The following is an 18,224-nucleotide window of genomic DNA, read 5'->3' on the forward strand; positions in this document are numbered from 1 at the left end:
GCGCGGCGCCCGGTCGAAGGGCCCGCGCGGCCGGCGCATCCGGTCTCCGACGCGCACACCTCAAGCCGGACGGCCACGCCCGGCCGAAGCACCCAGCCCGGCCAGCCGACCCCGCACCGTCTCGACGACCGCCCGCACCGCCGGCGCGGTCTTGCGCCCGCCCCCTCCAGGCCCCGCGGTCAGCGTGAGGTGCCCTTCCAGCAGGGTGCGGTGGAAGGCCCGGTGCGCTTCGGACCACGCGGCGCTGTAGTACTCGCCCTCGCCCGGCGCGTACGGCTCCGCGCGGACGCGGGCTTCCCAGTCGACGTCGCCGCGCTCGACGGAAAGGCGGCCGGGACCGCTCCCGTAGCTGTCCTGGAGCGGCGCGCCGGACGGCACCAGGAGCTACGCCGTCATCGTCCACGACACCGGGGCCGGTCTGCCCGACGGCGCGTTCCCGTCGCCCAACGACGCCCGCGTGGCCCGGATTCGATCGGTGTTCCCGCCGACGCCACGCCGGCCGTTCTCGGCTTCACGATGGCGGGCCACACCCTCGGTCGCGCGGCCTTGACGGCCACCGCCGAAACGCCCGAGTGAGACGCGGACGATCGTGTCCAGCCCGACCTCCGATCGTGTGACACGCGCGAACGACCGACCGCCGCACCCCTAACCCGAAAAGGTGCACGTTCCGGACCGCGAACCCCCGCGCCCCGGAGACGGAACCCGGTTCTCCTCGACGATTTCCCGGAAATCCGTCACGCACCGTGCCCTCGCGGCGGAAAACTCCTGGTGCATCACGCTTCCGGGTAACTCCGGAAGCCGATCGCACTCCATTCCGTAACCCGAACGCCAATTCGGTCCTCCGAACGGGAAACGCCGGCGCTTTCCTAGGCTTCGCGTCACCCCCGACCGAAGGATTGCCCACGATGGATTACGCAGTGCTCGCCGCGTCCGCGGTGCTCTACGCCGTGGGCATCGTCGCGCAGAGCGTCGCCGCCCGGCGGGCCGGCGACCGGGGCGGAGCCGGGCTGGGCCTGCTGGCCCGGCTGACCACCGACCCGGTGTACCTCCTGGGGTTCGCCGGTCAGGCCGGCGGTTTCGCGCTCGCGTTCGCCGCCCGGGCGTCGCTGCCGCTGTACCTCGTCCAGACGGCTTCGTCGTCGGCGATCGGCCTGGCCACCGTGTTCGGCGTGGCCGTGCTCGGGTGGGAGATCCGCGCGGGGGAAGCGCTGACCCTGGTGCTGCTGGCGGCCGGGCTCGTCGTCCTCGCCGGCTCGTCGTCCGCCTCCGTCGCCACCGACCTCCCGGCGGCGGGCGTGGCCGCGCTGGCCGTCGTGGTGCTCGGGATCGGGCTGGGCATGGTCTTCGCCCGCCGGGCGGGCACGTTCCTGCCCGCCGCGGTGCTCTCCGGCGTCGCGTTCGCCGTCGTGGCGGTCGCGAGCCGCACGCTGGCCCACCTCGACCTGGCCGCGCTGCCGGGCAAGCCGCTGACGTGGCTGATGGTGGTCGCCGCCGTGCTCGGCCAGGCGTCGATGGCGGTGGCCCTCCAGCGCGGCCGGGCCCCCGCCGTCGTGGCGACGGCGGACGCCACCACGATCGTGCTCGCTTCGGTCGCCGGTCTCACCGTCCTCGGCGACCGCGTCGCCGACGGGCAGGGGCCGTGGGCCGCCGCGGGCCTCGCCGTCGTCGTGTCCGGCGTGCTGCTGCTCGGCGCGCGGTCGCGGACCGCCACCGCCGTCGTCCGGGAGGCCGCGTGAGCACGCGGCCCCTCGCCAGCGTGTCGGTCGACCTGGACAACCTCTGGGCCTACCTCAAGACCCACGGCGACCCCGCCTGGCGGGACCACCCGAGCTACCTGGACACCGCGGTGCCCCGGCTGCTCGAGGTCCTCGACGGCCGGCGGCTCACGTTCTTCGTGGTCGGCGCCGACGCGGTCCGCGAAGACGGCGCCAAGGCGGTCGCCGCGATCGCCGCCGCGGGGCACGAGGTCGCGAACCACTCGTTCGGCCACGAACCCTGGCTGCACCGGTACTCCCGCGACCGGCTCGAAGAGGAGCTGAGCCGGACCGAGGAGGCGATCACCGCCGCCGGCGTGCCGCGGCCGACCGGCTTCCGCGGGCCCGGCTACAGCGTCACGCGGGACCTGGTCGAACTGCTCGCCGAACGCGGTTACGCCTACGACGCCAGCACGTTGCCGACCTGGATCGGCCCACTGGCCCGGGCCTACCACAACCGGACCGTGCGCGCGGGCGCCGGCGGCGAGGGCCTCGGCGAGCTGTTCGGCGGCTTCTCCCGCGTCCTGGCGCCGGTGCACGCCTACCGCTGGCGGACGTGCGGGAGCAGCGCGCTCGTGGAACTCCCGGTGACGACGATGCCGCTGCTGCGCACCCCGATCCACGGCTCGTACCTGCTCCAGCTGCACGAGGCTTCGCCCCGGCTGGCGCGCGCGTACTTCCGGACGGCGCTGCGGCTCTGCCGCGCCCGCGGCGTCGCGCCCTCCCTCCTGCTGCACCCCACCGACGTCCTCGGCGGCGCCGAGGCACCCGGGATGGAGTTCTTCCCCGGCATGGCGGCCCCCGGCACGCGGAAGGTGGCGTGGCTGGACTGGGTGCTCGCCGCGTTGCGCGAGTACTTCGACGTCGTCGGCACCGGCGAGTACGTCCGGCGGTCCGACGTGCGGCGCACCCGGCCGGTCACGCGGCTGGACGGCGGGAGATGACCGCGTTCGCGCTCACCCGGCCCGCGACCCGGGCGCCGGCGCTGCTGCCGGTGCTCGCCTGCGCCACCGTCGCGCTGGCGCCGGTCGAGGGCTACCTGACGGCCGTACAGGGCCAGCTCGGCAAGCTCGCCCCGGCGCTGCTGACGGTGGCCTGGCTGGCCAAGCGCATCGGGCAGCGCACGTGGCCCCGGCCGACGCCGCTGCACGCCGTGCTGGCGCTGCTCGCCGTGGTGCTGGCCGCGACGGCGGCGTGGCACTCCGCCGGGCCGTTCACCGCGGAGTACACCGTGCGGTGGCTGCCGTTCCTGGTGGTCACCGTCGTGCTCGCGGACGTCGCGGGCCGGGAGGTGCCGATCCGGTGGCTGCTGCTGGCCGCCGCCGCGGGGGCCACCGTCGCCGGGGCCGGGGCCCTCTACAGCCTGGTCGCCGACGGCCAGGCCCGGGCGAGCGGTCCGCAGCCGGATCCCAACGACCTCGCGTACTTCCTCGTCGCGGCCGTCCCCCTGCTCGTGGCGACCCGCGCCCGGACCGTCGCGACGGCGATCGCGGGCGTGGTCCTGGTGGCGGGAGCCGCGGCGACGTTCTCGCGCGGCGGCGCGCTCGGCCTGGCCGCCGCGGCCGGCTGGCTGCTCGCCCGGCGGGTGCTGCCGTGGCGGCTCGTCGCCGCGACGGCCGCCGCGGTCGCCGTGCTCGGCGTCGCAACGCTGCTGGCCGCCGGTCCGCACCTGGCCCGGGCGGTGCAGGAGAAGAGCTTCATCGCCGCGTCCAATGTGGACACCCGGGAGCTGCGCTGGCAGGCGGCGGCGCGGATGGTGACCGCGCACCCGGTGCTCGGGGTGGGCCCGGGCGGCTTCCGCGAGCAGTACGCCGCCGAGTCGCACAACGCGGAGATCGACGAGCAGACCCCGGTGGCGCACGACATGTACCTCGAAGTCGCCGCCGAGCTCGGCCTGCCCGGGTTCGCGCTGTTCGCCGGGGTGATCGGCGTCGCCGCGGTGGCGAGCGAACGGACCGTCCGGCGCGCTGGTCCGGGCCCGCGGCGGACCGAGGCGGTGGCCATCCAGGCGTCCCTGCTCGCGGTGCTGGTCACCTCGACGTTCCTGTCCGAGCAGTACTACCTGCCGCTGTGGTCGCTGGCCGCGCTCGCCGTCGCGGCCGAGACCCGGCTTCGCCGAGAAGGAGAGGGAGGCGCCGATGCGGGTGCTGCACGTCATCAGTGAGCTGGGCGCCGGCGGGGCGGAGACGCTCGTGGCCGGGATGGCCGCCCACGGCGGGGAGTACGGCTGGGAGTCCGCGGTCGCCAGTGGCGGCGGCTTCCGCGCCCGCGAACTCGCGGCGGCCGGCATACCCACGTTCCCCGTCCCGCTCGCCCGCCGGAGCAAGGCGGGCGTGCTGAAGGCGGCGTGGGCGGTCCGCCGCGCGGTGACGCGGTTCCGGCCCGACGTCGTGCTCGCGCACAACGTCGGCGCGAGCCTGGTCGCCCGGCTCGCCACCCGGCGCCCGGTGGTGACCGTCTTCCACGGCGTCGCCGACGCCGACGTCCCGCCCGCCGTCCGCATCCTGCGGCGCACGTCCCGCCACGTCGTCGCGGTCTCCCCCGCGACCGCCGACCAGCTCGCCGGTGCCGGTCTTCCCCGGCCGGCGGTGATCCGCAACGCCGTGTTCGCGCGGCCGCCGGTGTTCGGCCGCGCCGAGGTGCGCGCGTCGCTCGGGGTCCCGGCGGGGACGCCGGTCGCGCTCTGCCTCGCCCGGCTGGAGCCGCAGAAGCGCCACGACGTCCTCCTCGACGCGTGGGCGGCGGTCGACGGCGACGCGGTGCTGTGGCTGGCCGGCGACGGCAGCCTGCGCGCCGAGCTGGAACGCCGCGCGGAAGCGCTGGGACGCCGGGTCGAGTTCCTCGGCACCCGCACCGACGTCGCCGACCTGCTCGCCGCCGCCGACGTCACGGTCCTCACCAGCGACTGGGAAGGCCTGCCGCTGGCGGTGCTGGAGTCCCTGGCGGCGGGGCGTCCGGTGGTCGCGACGGACGTCGGCGGGGTCGGCGACGTCCTGGCGGACGGCGGCGGGTCGGTGGTGCCACCGGGCGACCCGGCGGCGACGGCCGCCGCCCTGACCACGCTGCTGTTCGACGAGCCCGTGCGCGAGTCCGCGGCCGCCGCGGGGCTGCGGACCGTCCAGCGGGACTACGACCCGCATCCCTTGCTGAAGTCCTACGACGAACTGCTCCGAGGTGTCCGGTGAAGGAACTGGTGTCCCGCACCGCCGCGCTCAGCGTGGCCGTCGCGCTGCTGACCGGGGCGCTCGTGCTCGTCGTCGGGCTGGCCCGCGGCGACGAATACCAAGGCCGCGTCAGCCTGCTGGCCACCCCCGCCGGCGACACCGCCCAGTACGGCGAAGTCGTCTCACTCACCTTGCCCGCCCTGGTCGAGCTGGCTCGCAGCCCATCGGTGCTGCGGGCGGCCGCGCCGGTGTCCGGCTACGCCCCGGACGAGCTCGGCGAGCACGTGTCCGTCGAGCTGGTCCCGGCGTCCGGGCTCGCTCGCCTGTCGGTGCGGGCGGCCTCGGCGGAGCAGGCCGGTGCCGCGGCCACCGCGCTGGGCAAGGCGATGATCGACGCGGATCTGCTGGCCCCGGCCGGAAAGCTGCGGACGCTCGACCCGCGGCCCGAGGTCGTCGCGGTCGCGCCGGACACCGCGCTGGTGCTCGGGCTGGCGCTGGTCGCCGCGGTCGCGGCCGGGCTCGCGACCGCGGCGGTCCGCCGGCTGACCCCGGGCGGCGGGCCGGGACCGGTGCGCCGGGCGCTGGCCGCCGCGGGGATCCACCGCCCGGTCGCGGTCCTGCGCGCCGACGACCCCGCGGTGGCCGACCGGCTGGCCGTGCTCGGTGAAGCGGGCGGCCGTCCGGTCCGGGTGCTGCCGGTGCGGCCGGACCTCGCCGAGACCGCGGCGAAGCTGGCGGCCGGCCTGCCGGAAGGCGACGACGACGGCGTGTCCGTGGTCGCGGTGACCGCCGGGCGCCGTCAGGACGAGCTCACCGCCGCCGTCGGCGTGCTGCCCACCGGCGCCGTGCTCGTGGCGGTGGTCCTGGCATGACCCCGCGGCAGCGCGTGGTGTTCGCCGTGGCCGTCCTCGTCGGCGGGGTGAGCGCCTGGCACGCGCTCGCGCCGTCGTGGCAGGTCCCGCTGCCGACCTGGGCCAACCGGCCCGAAGAACGGCTCCAGGACTTCCGCGACGCGCTCTACTTCCCGATCCGGGAGTTCCTCGCCGGTGGCAACCCCTACGATCCCGCCGCGATGTTCACGCGGTGGCCGGTGCGCCAGGACTTCAACCTCTACCAGCCCTACCACCTGCTGCTGCACGCGCCGTTCGCGCTGCTGGGCTACCGGGCCGGCGCGATCGCGTTCTCGGTGTGCTCGCTGCTGCTGCTCGTCGCGCTCGCGGCGCTGGCGGCCCACGCGGTCCGGCGGTTCGCGCCCTTCGCGGTCACCACGGCCGTCGTCGCGGCGCTGCTGGTGACCAGCCAGGTCGGGAAGGCTCAGCTCTACGTCGGCCAGGTCAACCCGCTGATCGCGCTCGGCGCGGCGGGCGCGCTGCTGGCCCGGCGCGACCGGCCGGGCTGGGCCGCGGTCGCGCTGGCGCTCGCGTGGCTGAAGCCGCAGTACGGGTTCCCGCTGGCCGTCCTGCTGTTCGCCCGCGGGTCGCGGCGGGTGGCGCTGACGGGCACCGCCATCGCGGCCGCCGCGAGCCTGCCGGTCGTGGCGCTGCTGGTGGTGCGTGGCGGCGGGTTCGGCCCGTTCCTCGACGTCGTCGCCGCGAACCTCACCCACGCCCGCGCCACCGACTACGGCGCGGTGGATTCCCCGACGGCACAACGGATCGACGTCGCCGCCGTCCTGTTCCGCGTCACCGGCTGGGCGCCTTCCGGCATCGAGCTGGTGGTGCTGGCCGTGGTGCTGGCGACGAGCGTCTGGCTGGTCCGGCGGCTCGACCGGGACGGCGAGACCCCGGTCGCCGACCTGCTGACGTGCCTGGCCGTCGTGGTCTGCGTGGTGCACCAGCCCGGCGACGTGCTGCTGGCCGTGCCCGCGCTGGTGACGCTCTGCTGGTGGCGCGAAAGACTGGTGGCCGCCGCCGTGGTGGCGCTGGCCGTCCCGTTCGCCCATCTGTACACAGTGGACTCCGCCGTGGTCTCGGCGTTCGGGCCCCGGGCGGCGGTCACGGTGGACGGGGTTGCGGTCGTCGTCGCGTGGTGCCTGCTGGTCCTGCGGTCGACGCGGATCCGGGCCGCCCGGCCGGTGGTGGCCGGATGACGCTCGGGACCCGTGCGGTCCGGGGATCGCTGTGGCTCGGCGCGGTCAACCTCGTCAGCAAGAGCAGCCAGATGCTCGTGACGCTGGTGCTGGCCGCCCTGCTGACCGAAGGCCAGCTCGGCGCCGTGGCCCTGGCCGTCGCGCTGGTCAACCTCGGCCAGGTGGTGCAGTCGATCGGCGTCTACGACGTCATCGGCCGCACCGCGCGGGACCCGCGCCGGATGGCGGGCACCGTGCTGACGCTGAGCGTCGGCGCCGGGCTGGTGCTGGCCGCCGGGCTGGTGGCCGCCGCCGGCCCGCTCACCGTCCTGCTCGGCACCCCGGACGCCGCCGGGCTCGTCCGGCTGGCCGCGCTCGGCCTGCCGTTCTCGGCCGCGGGCGGTGTCCAGCTGGGCCTGATGCACCGGGAGCTGGACTTCCGCCGCCGGCTCCTGCCCGACGGCGGCGGTGCGGTGCTCGGCGCCGTGCTGACGGTGGTGCTCGCGCTCTGCGGCGCCGGTCCGGTCTCGCTGGTCCTCGGCCTGCTGGCCACGGCGGTCGCGCAGCCGCTGCTGGGCGTGCTGGTGCGCGGCGGGGTCCGGCCGTGCTGGGACACCGGCGCGGCCGCCGAAGCCCTGCGCTGGGTGGCGGTGGTCGGCCCGGCCGCCGTCGTGGGCGCGTTGCTGGTCAACCTCGACTACCTGGCGGTCGGCCACAGCCTCGGGCCGGCCGCGGTCGGTGTCTACTCGCTGGCCTACCGGCTCGCGTGGGTGCCCTACATCATGGTGGCGGTCGTGCTCGGCGCCGTCGCGTTCCCGGTGTTCACGCGGTTGCGCCGCGATGGCCGGTCGCTGACCCCGGCCGTCGTCCGGTTCACGCGCGCGGTGCTCGTGGTCACCGGCGGGCTGTACGCCGGGCTCGCCGTCCTCGCCGACCGCGTCGTGCTGCTGGGCGCCCGCTGGGCGGACGCGGCGGGCCCGCTCGTACTGCTGTCCGGCTACGGACTGGGCATCTGCCTCCTGCAGATCTGGTACCAGGCGGTGAAAGCGACCGGGCACGTCCGGCGGTACCTGGCCCTCGAGACGACGCACCTCGTGCTGCTCGCCACCGGGCTCGTGCTGTTCGCCCACGCCGGGATCGAAGCCGTCGCCGCGGTCCAGCTCGCCGCCGCGTGGCTCGTGGTGCCGCTCGCCTGGCGCGTGCTGGCGGGCGTCGGCGTGCGGTCGCGGCCGGCCGGGATGGGCCTGCGCGTCCTGCTCGCCTGCGTCGCCGGGGTGGTACCCGCGCTCGTGTTCCCTTACGCGGCCACCTGGTTGGGTGCCGTCACCCAGGCCGCCGTCTTCGTCGCCGGGTACGTCGGTGCGACGCTCCTGTTGCAGCGCGAAGCCGTCGCGGAACTGCGCCTCCGGTGAAGGTCGTGCACGTTTCCCAGCCGGTGACGGCCGGGGTGGCCGCGGTCGTGCTGGAACTCGCGGTGGCGCAACGGGATCGGGGCTGGGCGGTGACCGTGGTCTGCCCGCCGTCCGGCTGGTTGCCCGCGCGCGCCCGGGAACTCGGCGTCGACGTCCGCGGGTGGGCCGCGAGCCGCTCCCCCGGTCCTTCGACGCTCACCGAGACGGTCCGGCTTCGCCGGCTCCTGAACGAGCTGTCGCCGGACGTCGTGCACCTGCACAGTTCGAAGGCCGGCTTGGCGGGACGGCTGGCTTCGCGGGGCGCCCGTCCGACGGTCTTCCAGCCGCACCTGTGGTCCTTCGAGACCGCGAACGGCTCGTTGCGGCCGGCGACGACGGTGTGGGAGCGGTTCGCCTCGCGGTGGACCGACCTCGTCGTCTGTGTGAGCGACGACGAACTCGCCGCCGGCCGGTCCGCCGGGGTGACGGCCCCGGCGGAGGTGGTCTGCAACGGCGTCGACACGACCCGGTTCTTCCCCGGCGGCAAGTCCGCGGCGCGGCGGCGGCTCGGCGTGCCGGAGGACGTTCCGCTGGCGGTCTGCGTCGGACGGCTCGCCGAGCTGAAGGGCCAGGACCAGTTGCTGGCGGCGTGGCCCGAGGTGCTGCGGCGCGTCCCGGACGCGCACCTCGTCCTCGCCGGCGACGGGCCGATGGGCGCCTCGTGGCGGGCGCGCTACCCGGGTTCGTCGGTGCGCTGGGAAGGGCACACGGACGACCCCGCGGCCTGGTACACCGCCGCGGACGTGGTGGTCCTCCCCTCCCGCGCGGAAGGCATGGCACTGGTGCCCCTGGAAGCGATGGCGTGCGCGCGGCCGGTGGTGGCGTTCGACGTCGGCGGTGTCCGCCAGAGCGTGGCCGATGCGGGCGCGGTGCTGCCGCCGGGTGACCTCGCCGGCCTCGCCGACGCGGTCGCGGCCCGGCTCGCCGACCCGGCTTCGGCGGCCCGCGAGGGGAATCGCGGACGCCGGCGGGTGGAGCTGTCCTTCGACCGCGGCCGCATGACCGACCAGATCGCCGTCCTCGTGGAAAAACTCACCGCATCGGAGCGTGCCTCGTGACCCGGATCGCGTACCTGCTCACCCAGGACCGCGGCGGACCCGTCGACGTCACCGTCCGGCTGGCCGCCACGCTCGCCCGAGGCGGCGCCGAGGTGCGCGTCTTCGGGCCCGAACCCGCACGCGGCGCCGGCCTGATCGACGGCCTGCACCACGGTTTGCAGGTCGCCGGCAAGGAAGACTTCGGTGCGGCGAACCGCGCGCGGGCCGTGATCCGGGCGTGGCGCCCCGACGTCGTGCACGCCCAGGACCGGCGCGCCGGACTGGTGATCGCCGGGCTGCGCGGCCTTGCGCGGGTGCAGACCTACCACGGGGTGCCCGACGACGTCGCCGAGCCGTGGTTCCGCGGCGACCGCCGCGCGGCCGGGCCGTCCGCGTACACGCGGACCGTGCTCACGGCCGACGCGGTCGTCGCGCGGCTGCTCGACCGGACGATCGTGCCGGCCGAAGCGATGGGCGAGTTCCTGCGCCGGCGGCTGAAGGTGCCCGCGACGCGGGTCGTGCCGGTCGGCAACTGCGTCGAGCCGGCTCTGCCCGATCCGCCGCGCGGGCCGGTGCGGCACCTCGTCTTCGCCGGGCTCCTGGTGGACCGCAAGGGGATCCTCGACCTGCTGGCCGCACTGGGCCGCCCGGGGGTGCTGCCGCCGGACGCCCGGTTGACGGTCATCGGTGACGGCCCGCAGCGCGCCGAGGCGGAGCGGGCCGCGCGGGCGCTCGCCGGGCGGGTGACGTTCCTCGGTTTCCGCCCGGACGTCCCGGCGCTGCTGGCCACCGCGGACGCGCTCGTGCTGCCGTCGTCGATGGAGCAGCAGCCGCTCGTGGTGGCCGAGGCGATGGCGGCCGGGAAGCCCGTGCTGGCGACGGCGGTGGGTGGGGTGCCCGAAATGGTGGGTGACGAGTCGTTCCTGGTGCCGCCGGGTGATGTCGAGGCGCTCGCCGGCGGGCTGCGGGCGCTGTTCGCGGAGCCGGACCCGGGCCGGATCGGGCGGCGGTTGGCCGAGCGGGCTCAGCGGCTCTACCACCCGGATGCCTGTGCGCGACGGCATCTTGCGCTGTACGAGCGGCTGGTTCGGGCGAGGACGCCGGCGGCCGGCCGGGCATGACTCGCCCGGCCGGCCGCCGGGGGCCTCGAATCGCCCCGGTGGCCCGGACGGGCTTCGGCGCGGGCCGCGCGGCTGTCGGCGGCGCGCGGCCTGCCGGGCCGATCTCGGCCCGGCTCCCCGCGAGCGACCGGTCGTGACCGACAACCCCTACCGGCAAGCCACCACCAACGGCCCCGAACCCGCCCCCGCACACCCGACAGCCCGGGCGGGCTTCGGCGGCCGAACCAGCACCAGCCCGTCCGCGGCCTCCAGTGACACCGGCTCCGGCGGCTCCGCGACCGCCGCCGACGGCGAACCCGGCTCGGCCAATCCCTCCGGCGGGGTCACCGTCTGCGTCGCCGCGGTCGTGTTCACCGCGACCCACCCGTTGGTGAACGTGCGCGTCCAGACGCCGTTCGGCAGGCGGCCCGCCGCGTCCACCGCCTCGCCCAGCCTGCTGTCCTGCAACGCCGACCACTCCGGGTCGCGGTAGTCGTCGGTCGTCGCGCGGGTCCAGCACGTGCGGGGGCCGGCCAGGAGCGCCGCGCTCGCGTACCCCGCCCGCTCCTGCTGCGCGTTCCTCGTCCGCGTCACCAGCAGCAGCAAAGACTCCCCCAGCGCCGCCTGCGCCCGCAGTTCCTGGAACTCGTTGCCGCGGAAGGTCAGCAGGCCGCCGGTGCCGCCGTCCTCGCGGAAGCCGAAGTTCTCCTCCATCGCGCCGCCGAACCGCGAGTGCGCGGTCCACCGTCCGGGCACCAGGTGCGTCTCGGACACGTTGGGCACCAGCAATTTTCCCGCCTTGGTGAAGGCGTCGCCCACTTTGGACAGGAACGCGTCGAGGCCGTCGCGGAGCTTGCGGTCGGTCTCGGCCACGTTCGCCGTGCCCGCGAGCACCGCGGGCGAATAGTGGCTCAGCGAGTTGAAGTCGTTGTCCGCCAGCACCCCGTCCCAGCCCTCTTTGGTCGTCTCCGCGACGACCGCGTCCGTCCACGCCTGCTGGTAGGCCGGGTCCCAGACCGTCATCTGCCAGTGCTTCGGATAGCCCTGCCACTCGATGCGGCGGCCGCGGTCGTCCACCGCGAACCAGCCCGGGTGGGCGTCCTGCGCGGCCACGTACCCGATGCCGCTGGGCAGGAACGCCGCGTCCCGGCCGCCGTCGACCGCGCCCGGGTAGTTGCGGGTGCTGGACAAGTCCTTGTACACCAGCACCTTCACCCGCGGGTTGAGCTCGTGCAGCCGGCGCATGGCCGCGCCCTGGTCGGCGTTGAGCACGACGACCTGGTACCGCTTGGCCGCCAGCTCGATCTCCTTCGCCGTCGGCGGCTGCCCGATCCCGTACCACCACGCGCACGGCGCCAGCGGCTTCGGCGGCGGCACCGACGTCTCCTGCGCCGAGCTAGTCGAGCAGCCGGAGAGGCTGCCCGCCACCAGGACCAGCAGGGCCGCAGCGGCCCGGAAACGGCGCATCAGCGTTGCCTTCGGCACAGGAGCTCTCCCACGGTCAGGATGACGATCTTCACGTCCAGCCACAGCGACCAGTTCGCGATGTAGTAGTTGTCGTAGCGCGCCCGGTCCGCGATGGAGGTGTCCCCGCGCAGGCCGTGCACCTGGGCCAGGCCGGTCAGCCCGGTCGGCACCCGGTGCCGCGCCCAGTAGAGGTCGTGCACGGTGGAGAACTCGTGCACGAACACCGGCCGCTCCGGGCGCGGGCCGACCAGCGCCATGTCGCCGCGCACGACGTTCCACAGCTGCGGCAGCTCGTCCAGCGACGTCCGGCGCAGGAGCCGGCCGACCGGCCCGACCCGGCTGTCGCCCACCACGGACCAGCGTACCTGGGAATCGTCCACATCGGACTGCCGGACGCTGCGCAGCTTGTACAGCAGGAAGGTGCGCCCGTCCATGCCGACGCGCACCTGCCGGAAGAAGACCGGGAAGCCGCTCTCGATCGCGACGGCCAGCGCGCAGCACGCGATCACCGGCGAGAGGACCACGAGCGCGACCGCGGCCAGCGCCGTCTCGACGACGCGCTTGACCCACCAGCCGGGCCGCCGGGTCGGCGCGCCGCCCAGCCACACCAGCGGGTAGCTGCGGAGCCGGTCGACGCCCGGTCCGTCGGCGCAGAGCTCGAACAGGTGCGGCAGCACCAGCGTCACGCAGCCGAGCCGGTGGGCGCTGATGGCGGCGTCGACGATCCCGCCGTCACCCTCGCCGTCGCCGGCGGGTGCGAGGACCACGGTGCCCGCGCGCAGCCGCGTGAGGGCCTCGGCGAGGTCGTCGTCGATCGGCTCCACCGGGAGCCCGGCCGGCGCCGGCCCGGAGGCCGCGAGACCGACCGGCAGCAGCCCGAACTCGGGGTGTTCGAGCATGGTGCGGACCAGTTCGGCGCCGATCCGGCCGGAGCCGACGACGACGGCGCGGTCGCACCGGCGCAGCCGGCGGCGCCCCCATCGGCCGAAGGCGAAGACCAGCGGCCGCGACGCTTCGCCGAGCACCGCGAACACCAGGACGACCTCCTGCAGCCGCGCGGTGCTCGCACCGTCCATCCCGGACACCAGCCCGGCCCCGGTGACGAGCGCGAACGCCAGCGCGGTGGCGGTGACCGAGCGCGGGAGGTCCTGCAGCCACGAAAGCCACAGGCGGCGGCGGTGGACCCGCCCGGCCGTCCGGGCGAACAGCAGCGCGACGCCGGTCACCGCCGCGCCCACCGGGCCCGGTCCGGTCCGCAGCACCGCGGTGGTCCAGGCGGCGACGTCGACGGCGATCAGCAGCGACGCCACCGCGTTGACCCGCGTCAGCAATGGGCGAGATCGCGCTCGCTTGTTCGGCCCGCCGCGCGGCCGGACGCGGCGCTGCAGCGGCAGCGCTTCGGTGAAGATCGCGTCTCTCAGTTCAGTCACTGGTGTCTGCCTCGGTCGAAACGGTTGTCGGGGACGGCCATTTCATCGTCTTCCTTCACGATTTCCCACCCGTTCGGGCAACGAGGAAAACCCGAACCGGTGACCGGAGGAAACAGCGAGTAGTTCCGATGACGCCCATCCTTTCGGGGGACTTTTCAGGCCACTAAAGAAACCCAACAACATAGCCGAATACGTCCCGTCGACCGCTCGGAGAGCGATGCCGGTCGAGTGACAACCCGATCGAACAAAGGAACGTGGTGCGCGAAGAATCAACTCTGGCCACGCTGGCGGATCCGGAACCCGCCGCGCCGGCGAGCGGCGGGCGGGCACACGTCGTGCTGCCCGCGTTCAACGAAGAAGCGTCGTTGCCGCCCCTGCTGCGGCGGCTCGCCGAAGTGGCGCGGACCGAGCGGATCACCGTCTGGGTCGTCGACGACGGGTCCGCCGACGCCACGGCGGCGGTGGCCGAGGCCGGGTGCGCCGGGCTCGACGTGCGGGTCGTGCGCCACGCGGTGAACCTCGGGCTCGGCCGGGCGGTGCTCTCGGGTCTCCGGGCGGCGCTGGAGGAAGCCGGGCCCGACGACTCCGTCGTCGTGATGGACGCCGACGACACGCACGACCCGGTGCTGATCCGCGCGCTGCAGGCGGAAATCGCCGGCGGGGCGGACGTCGCGATCTGCTCGCGGTTCGTGCCCGGCGGCGACGACCGGACCGCCCCGCTCGGGCGCCGGCTGCTTTCGCGCGGCGCGGCGAAGCTGTTCCACCGGGCGCTCGACGTCGACGGTGTCCGCGACTTCACCAGCGGCTACCGGGCCTACCGCGTTTCCCTGCTGAGGCGGGCGTCCGCGCACTGGGGCGAGCGGCTCATCGAGGAGCAGGGGTTCGCCTGCATGGTGGAACTGCTGCTCAAGCTCCGCCACTGCCGTCCGGTGATCACCGAGGTCCCGCTGGCCCTGCAGTACGACCGGAAGCGGGGGCCGAGCAAACTGAAGCTGCGCCGCACCATGGCGCAGTACCTGAAACTCCTCGCGCGCGACCGGCTGAGCCCGGCGCCCTTCCGGAAGCTGTGATGCCACCGGTGTCCGACTCGACCACCGCCCCGCACGTCGCCGTGATCGGCGGCGGCATCTGCGGCCTCGCCGCCGCCCACCGCCTCGCCCACCGCGGCGTGCGGGTCACCCTGCTCGAAGCCGGCGACCAGCTCGGCGGCCTCGGGACCTTCTTCCGCCACGACGACCACTGGGTGGAGCGGTTCTACCACTGCGTCATGCCCACCGACGACGCCCTGCTCGGCCTGCTCGGCGAACTGGGCCTGCGGGACTCGGTCGGGTGGCGGGAAACCACGATGGGCATGGTCGTCGACGGGCGCCGGCACCCGTTCAACTCCGCGCTCGACCTGCTGCGGTTCTCCGCGCTGCGCCCGCACGACCGGGTGCGCTTCGGCGTGGTTTCGCTGCTGCTGCGGCGGTTGGGCCGGGGACGCGACCTCGACCACCTGCGCACCGAGGACTGGCTGCGCGGGCTCTACGGCGACGTCGTGTGGGAACGGCTCTTCGCGCCGATGTTCGGCTCGAAGTTCGGCGCGGCCTTCGGCGACGTGCCCGCGCTGTACCTGTGGCAGCGGCTCGGCCGGGAGCGCAACGTCGCCACCCGCGGCTACCCGGCGGGCGGCTACAAGACGGTCATCGACGCGCTGCGGGCGTCGATCGAGCGGGCCGGGGGCACCGTGCGGACGTCGGCTCCGGTCCGGCGGCTGCACAGCGCCGGTGACAGCGCGATCCTCACCCTGACCGGTGGCGAGGTGCTCGGCGCGGACCATGTCGTGTCGACCTTGCCGCTTCCCCTGCTGCGGCGCATTTCCGACGAAGCCCTCGTCGCCCGGCTCCCCCGCACCGACCTGCCCTACCAGGGTGTCGTGACCGGCGTGTTCTTCCTGCGCCGGGCGATCACCGAGCACTACTGGACGCCGGTGCTGCACTCGGGCACCGAGTTCGACGGCGTCGTCGCGATGTCCGAGCTCGCCGGGACCGAAGCCAACGGCGGCCACCACCTCGTCTACGTCATGCGCTACACCGACCGCGACTCGCAGCTGTACCTCGACGACGACGCCGCGATCGCCGCGCGGTGGGCGGCCCAGCTCCGGGGGCTGTACCCGGAGCTCGGGCCGGACGACATCGCGCGGGTGCGGGTGTTCAAGGCGCCGTTCGTGGAACCGGTGTACCCGCTGGGTTACCTTTCCCAGCGGCCCGCAGTGGCGGTCGAGGACACGAACCTGCTCCTGGCCACGACCGCGCACGTCTACCCGGAAGTGACGAGCTGGAACTCGAGCGTCGCGCTCGCGAACGACGTCACCGACCGGATCCCGGCCGGCCGCGATCAGCCCGCGATCGCGGAACCGGCCCGGTGAACGAGCGCCGAGCCGAGCGCGGCCACGATCCGCGCCGAGGCCGACCCGTCACCGTAGGGCGACGGCAGGCACCGGAGCCGCTCGCGGTGGCCGGCCACGTCGTCCAGCCACCGCGCGGTTTCCTCGCCGATCCGCGGCCCGGCGGGGACGCGCACGCCGAACGTCCCCGCGATCTCGGGCCGCTCGGTGCTGCGCCGCACGACGACCACCGGTCGCTTGAGGACACTCGCTTCTTCTTGGATACCCCCGGAATCGGAGACGAGCACGGCGGCTTCCGCGGCGAGCGCGAGGAACGCCGGGTACGCCTGGGGTTCCAGCACGACGAGCGGCGCCAGCAGCCCGCGCAGCCCGAACCGGTCGATGCTCTTGGCCGTGCGGGGGTGCAGCGGGAACACGACGGGGACCGGCAGCCGGCCCAGCTCGCCGAGGACGACCGCCAGCCGCGCCCGGTCGTCGACGTTCTCCGGCCGGTGGACGGTGGCCAGCACGTACCGGTCGCGCGTCAGCCCGTGCGCGGCGAGGACGTCCGCGCGGTCCCCGGCCGGCGGCAGCGCGGTTTCCAGCGCCTCCACGACGGTGTTGCCGGTGACGGCGATTCGTTCCGCGGGCACGTTTTCGGCGAGCAGGTTGCTCCGGTTGAGCTCGGTCGGCGCGCAGCAGAGGTCGGCCAGGTGGTCGATCAGGACCCGGTTGTGCTCTTCCGGCATCGCCCGGTCGTGGCTGCGCAGCCCGGCTTCGACGTGCACCAGCGGGAGGCCGTGCGCGTTGGCCGCCAGCGCGCCGGCGAGTGCGGACGTCGTGTCGCCCTGCACGAGCACGACCCGGCCCGGGTGGGTGGCGAGGACTTCGTCGACCGCGCTGATCGTCCGGCCCAGCTGGTCACCGCGGCGGCCGCCGCCGACCCCGAGCTCGAGGAATCGGTCCGACGGCGGGAGGTCCGCCCGGATGCGGGAGTAGAGCGGCCCGTCGTAGTGCTGTCCCGTGTAGACGATCGAGCACTCGTCGCCGAACAGGCGCATCAGCGGCGCCAGCTTGATGAGTTCGGGGCGGGTCCCGCAGACCAGGGTCGCGCCCCCGACGGCCGCGAGGACCACCTCGGGAGAACTCTCGGCGGTGGCCCGGAAATCGGCGGTGGTCGGCATGCGTTTCCTTTTCTCCGGCGACGGTTCGCCCGCACGCTACTGATTCGCCGTCCACAAGCGACCCGGCTCAGCCCATCGTGTGACGCGGGCGAGCCACGACCCCGAGGAGCGTGAACCCCGATGTCCAAGAAGTACGCGGCTCTGGTACTGGCGGCGATCCTCGCCGTGACCCCGGCGTCCGCACCGCGCGCCGACGCGGCCCCCGATCTCCTGCTCCCCGACCTCCGTCAGGTCCCGCCGGGGTGCACCGGCGGCTACTCGGCCGACCTCGCGCTCTGCGGGGCCTGGGACGTCTGCCCGGTGATCGACCCCGCGGCCCCCAACGGCCGCTGCGTCCCGGCCGGTGTCGCGAAGGCCGTCCGGCTGCGCTTCACCAGTTCCGAGGAGAACGTCGGTGACGGGCCACTGCTGCTGTACGGGCGCCGGGACAACGCCAAGCAGGAGAAGATGACGGTGCGCCAGGCATTGCGCAACGGCGGCGACGGCTCGATCCCCGGTGACTACGGTGCCGCGCAACGCGCCACCCGCGGGTACACCTACTACGAACCCGCGCTCGCCCACCAGCACTGGCACCTGATGAACTTCGAGAACTTCGCGCTGGTTTCCCCGCAGGGCCGCACGATCGTCACCGACCGGAAGAACGGCTTCTGCCTCGGCGACCGCTACCCCGTGGCCGACGCGGGCGGCCTCGCCCACGTGCCGGGCGCGAGCGGCGCCGACGCCGAGCTCGCGGAACGCCTGCGCGCCAACAACTGCCGCCACCACGAACCGGCGGCGCTCGACGTGCTCGAGGGCATTTCGGTCGGCTCCGGCGACGACTACAAGCTCGACGTCGACTTCCAGTGGCTGGACATCACCCGCGTGCCGGCGGGGAAGTACGACCTGGTCAACACCGTGAACAGCGACCGGACGCTGGCGGAGACGAACTACCGCAACAACTCCTCGTCGGTGGCCGTGTCGATCGAGTGGCCGCGGGGGTTGCCGGGCGTGGACCAGGTCATCCCGGAAGCGCCGGTGGTGCGATTCCTGCGCAGCTGCCCCGGCCGGCCGCAATGCGCGTGATCGCCGGCGGAGATGTCGCCGCTCACGCGGCTTCCGCGCCGGGTCCTCCGGCGCCCCGGCGAGCGAAACGATCTCGACCGGGGCGTGGTCCGAAGCGTCGATCGACCAGGCGAGGAGGGGCGCAGCGGGCGCCGACGGTGGC

At 74.8% G+C, this 18,224-nt stretch carries 15 protein-coding genes and 1 pseudogene; 12 read left to right on the plus strand and 4 right to left on the minus strand.

All coding sequences use genetic code 11. The annotated features are described in order from the left end of the window. Positions 1-192: 192 nt before the first annotated feature. Positions 193-330, minus strand: a pseudogene (locus tag BLV96_RS09675) (GntR family transcriptional regulator); the annotation flags it as partial. A gap of 575 nt (positions 331-905) precedes the next feature. Between BLV96_RS09675 and BLV96_RS09685 the strand changes: the two are divergent. Genes BLV96_RS09685 through BLV96_RS09725 form a run of 9 tightly spaced genes read left to right on the plus strand, consistent with a single transcriptional unit; the run spans position 906 to position 10,595 of the window. Next, positions 906-1,736 carry a hypothetical protein gene (locus BLV96_RS09685; protein WP_086675716.1) on the plus strand — a complete coding sequence of 277 codons (831 nt, stop codon included), beginning with the start codon at positions 906-908 and terminating at the stop codon, positions 1,734-1,736. Further along, positions 1,733-2,698 carry a polysaccharide deacetylase family protein gene (locus BLV96_RS09690; RefSeq protein ID WP_086675717.1) on the plus strand — a complete coding sequence of 322 codons (966 nt, stop codon included), beginning with the start codon at positions 1,733-1,735 and terminating at the stop codon, positions 2,696-2,698. The genes BLV96_RS09685 and BLV96_RS09690 overlap by 4 nt, the downstream gene beginning before the upstream one ends. Beyond that, a complete protein-coding gene (locus BLV96_RS09695; protein WP_086675718.1) occupies positions 2,695-3,918 on the plus strand; it encodes an O-antigen ligase family protein in 1,224 nt (407 codons plus the stop codon). The genes BLV96_RS09690 and BLV96_RS09695 overlap by 4 nt, the downstream gene beginning before the upstream one ends. After that, the gene (locus BLV96_RS09700; RefSeq protein ID WP_086675719.1) at positions 3,893-4,939 is read left to right on the plus strand and encodes a glycosyltransferase; all 1,047 of its coding nucleotides are present in this window, start codon (positions 3,893-3,895) and stop codon (positions 4,937-4,939) included. Before BLV96_RS09695 ends, BLV96_RS09700 begins: the two co-directional genes overlap by 26 nt. Next, on the plus strand, positions 4,936-5,790 hold the full coding sequence (locus BLV96_RS09705; RefSeq protein ID WP_244180124.1) for a hypothetical protein: 855 nt from the start codon (positions 4,936-4,938) through the stop codon (positions 5,788-5,790). The genes BLV96_RS09700 and BLV96_RS09705 overlap by 4 nt, the downstream gene beginning before the upstream one ends. Then, positions 5,787-7,007: a glycosyltransferase family 87 protein gene (locus tag BLV96_RS09710; protein WP_086675720.1), complete on the plus strand. Its 1,221-nt coding sequence runs from the start codon at positions 5,787-5,789 to the stop codon at positions 7,005-7,007. The genes BLV96_RS09705 and BLV96_RS09710 overlap by 4 nt, the downstream gene beginning before the upstream one ends. Further along, on the plus strand, positions 7,004-8,398 hold the full coding sequence (locus BLV96_RS09715; RefSeq protein WP_086675721.1) for an oligosaccharide flippase family protein: 1,395 nt from the start codon (positions 7,004-7,006) through the stop codon (positions 8,396-8,398). The genes BLV96_RS09710 and BLV96_RS09715 overlap by 4 nt, the downstream gene beginning before the upstream one ends. Before the next feature lie 5 nt (positions 8,399-8,403). Next, a complete protein-coding gene (locus BLV96_RS09720; RefSeq protein WP_244180125.1) occupies positions 8,404-9,495 on the plus strand; it encodes a glycosyltransferase in 1,092 nt (363 codons plus the stop codon). Next, entirely contained in the window at positions 9,492-10,595 is a 1,104-nt protein-coding gene (locus BLV96_RS09725) for a glycosyltransferase family 4 protein (protein WP_086675723.1), read from the plus strand. The genes BLV96_RS09720 and BLV96_RS09725 overlap by 4 nt, the downstream gene beginning before the upstream one ends. 147 nt (positions 10,596-10,742) lie before the next feature. Here BLV96_RS09725 and BLV96_RS09730 read toward each other — a convergent pair whose 3' ends face one another. Together BLV96_RS09730 and BLV96_RS09735 are read right to left on the minus strand one after the other, a co-directional pair. Then, positions 10,743-12,041, minus strand: coding sequence for a putative glycoside hydrolase family 15 protein (locus tag BLV96_RS09730; protein WP_244180126.1), 1,299 nt, complete (start codon positions 12,039-12,041; stop codon positions 10,743-10,745). Further along, positions 12,041-13,471, minus strand: coding sequence for an exopolysaccharide biosynthesis polyprenyl glycosylphosphotransferase (locus BLV96_RS09735; protein ID WP_086675725.1), 1,431 nt, complete (start codon positions 13,469-13,471; stop codon positions 12,041-12,043). The genes BLV96_RS09730 and BLV96_RS09735 overlap by 1 nt, the downstream gene beginning before the upstream one ends. Before the next feature lie 257 nt (positions 13,472-13,728). On the opposite strand from BLV96_RS09735, the gene BLV96_RS09740 reads away from it, so the two are divergent. Together BLV96_RS09740 and BLV96_RS09745 are read left to right on the plus strand one after the other, a co-directional pair. Continuing rightward, positions 13,729-14,541, plus strand: coding sequence for a glycosyltransferase (locus tag BLV96_RS09740; RefSeq protein ID WP_244180127.1), 813 nt, complete (start codon positions 13,729-13,731; stop codon positions 14,539-14,541). Positions 14,542-14,549: 8 nt separating this feature from the next. Beyond that, positions 14,550-15,878 (plus strand): FAD-dependent oxidoreductase, encoded by a 1,329-nt coding sequence (locus tag BLV96_RS09745; RefSeq protein ID WP_244180128.1) that lies wholly within the window; start codon positions 14,550-14,552, stop codon positions 15,876-15,878. Here BLV96_RS09745 and wecB read toward each other — a convergent pair. Further along, complete coding sequence (gene wecB, locus BLV96_RS09750; protein WP_086675728.1) at positions 15,848-17,020, minus strand: non-hydrolyzing UDP-N-acetylglucosamine 2-epimerase; 1,173 nt, start codon at positions 17,018-17,020, stop codon at positions 15,848-15,850. The genes BLV96_RS09745 and wecB overlap by 31 nt on opposite strands. A 120-nt stretch (positions 17,021-17,140) precedes the next feature. Here wecB and BLV96_RS09755 point away from each other — a divergent pair, with 120 nt between their 5' ends. Beyond that, on the plus strand, positions 17,141-18,082 hold the full coding sequence (locus BLV96_RS09755; protein ID WP_086675729.1) for a lysyl oxidase family protein: 942 nt from the start codon (positions 17,141-17,143) through the stop codon (positions 18,080-18,082). The last annotated feature ends 142 nt before the right edge of the window (positions 18,083-18,224 follow it).

This window comes from Amycolatopsis pretoriensis (genome assembly GCF_900107925.1).
Taxonomy (GTDB): Bacteria; Actinomycetota; Actinomycetes; order Mycobacteriales; family Pseudonocardiaceae; genus Amycolatopsis; species Amycolatopsis pretoriensis.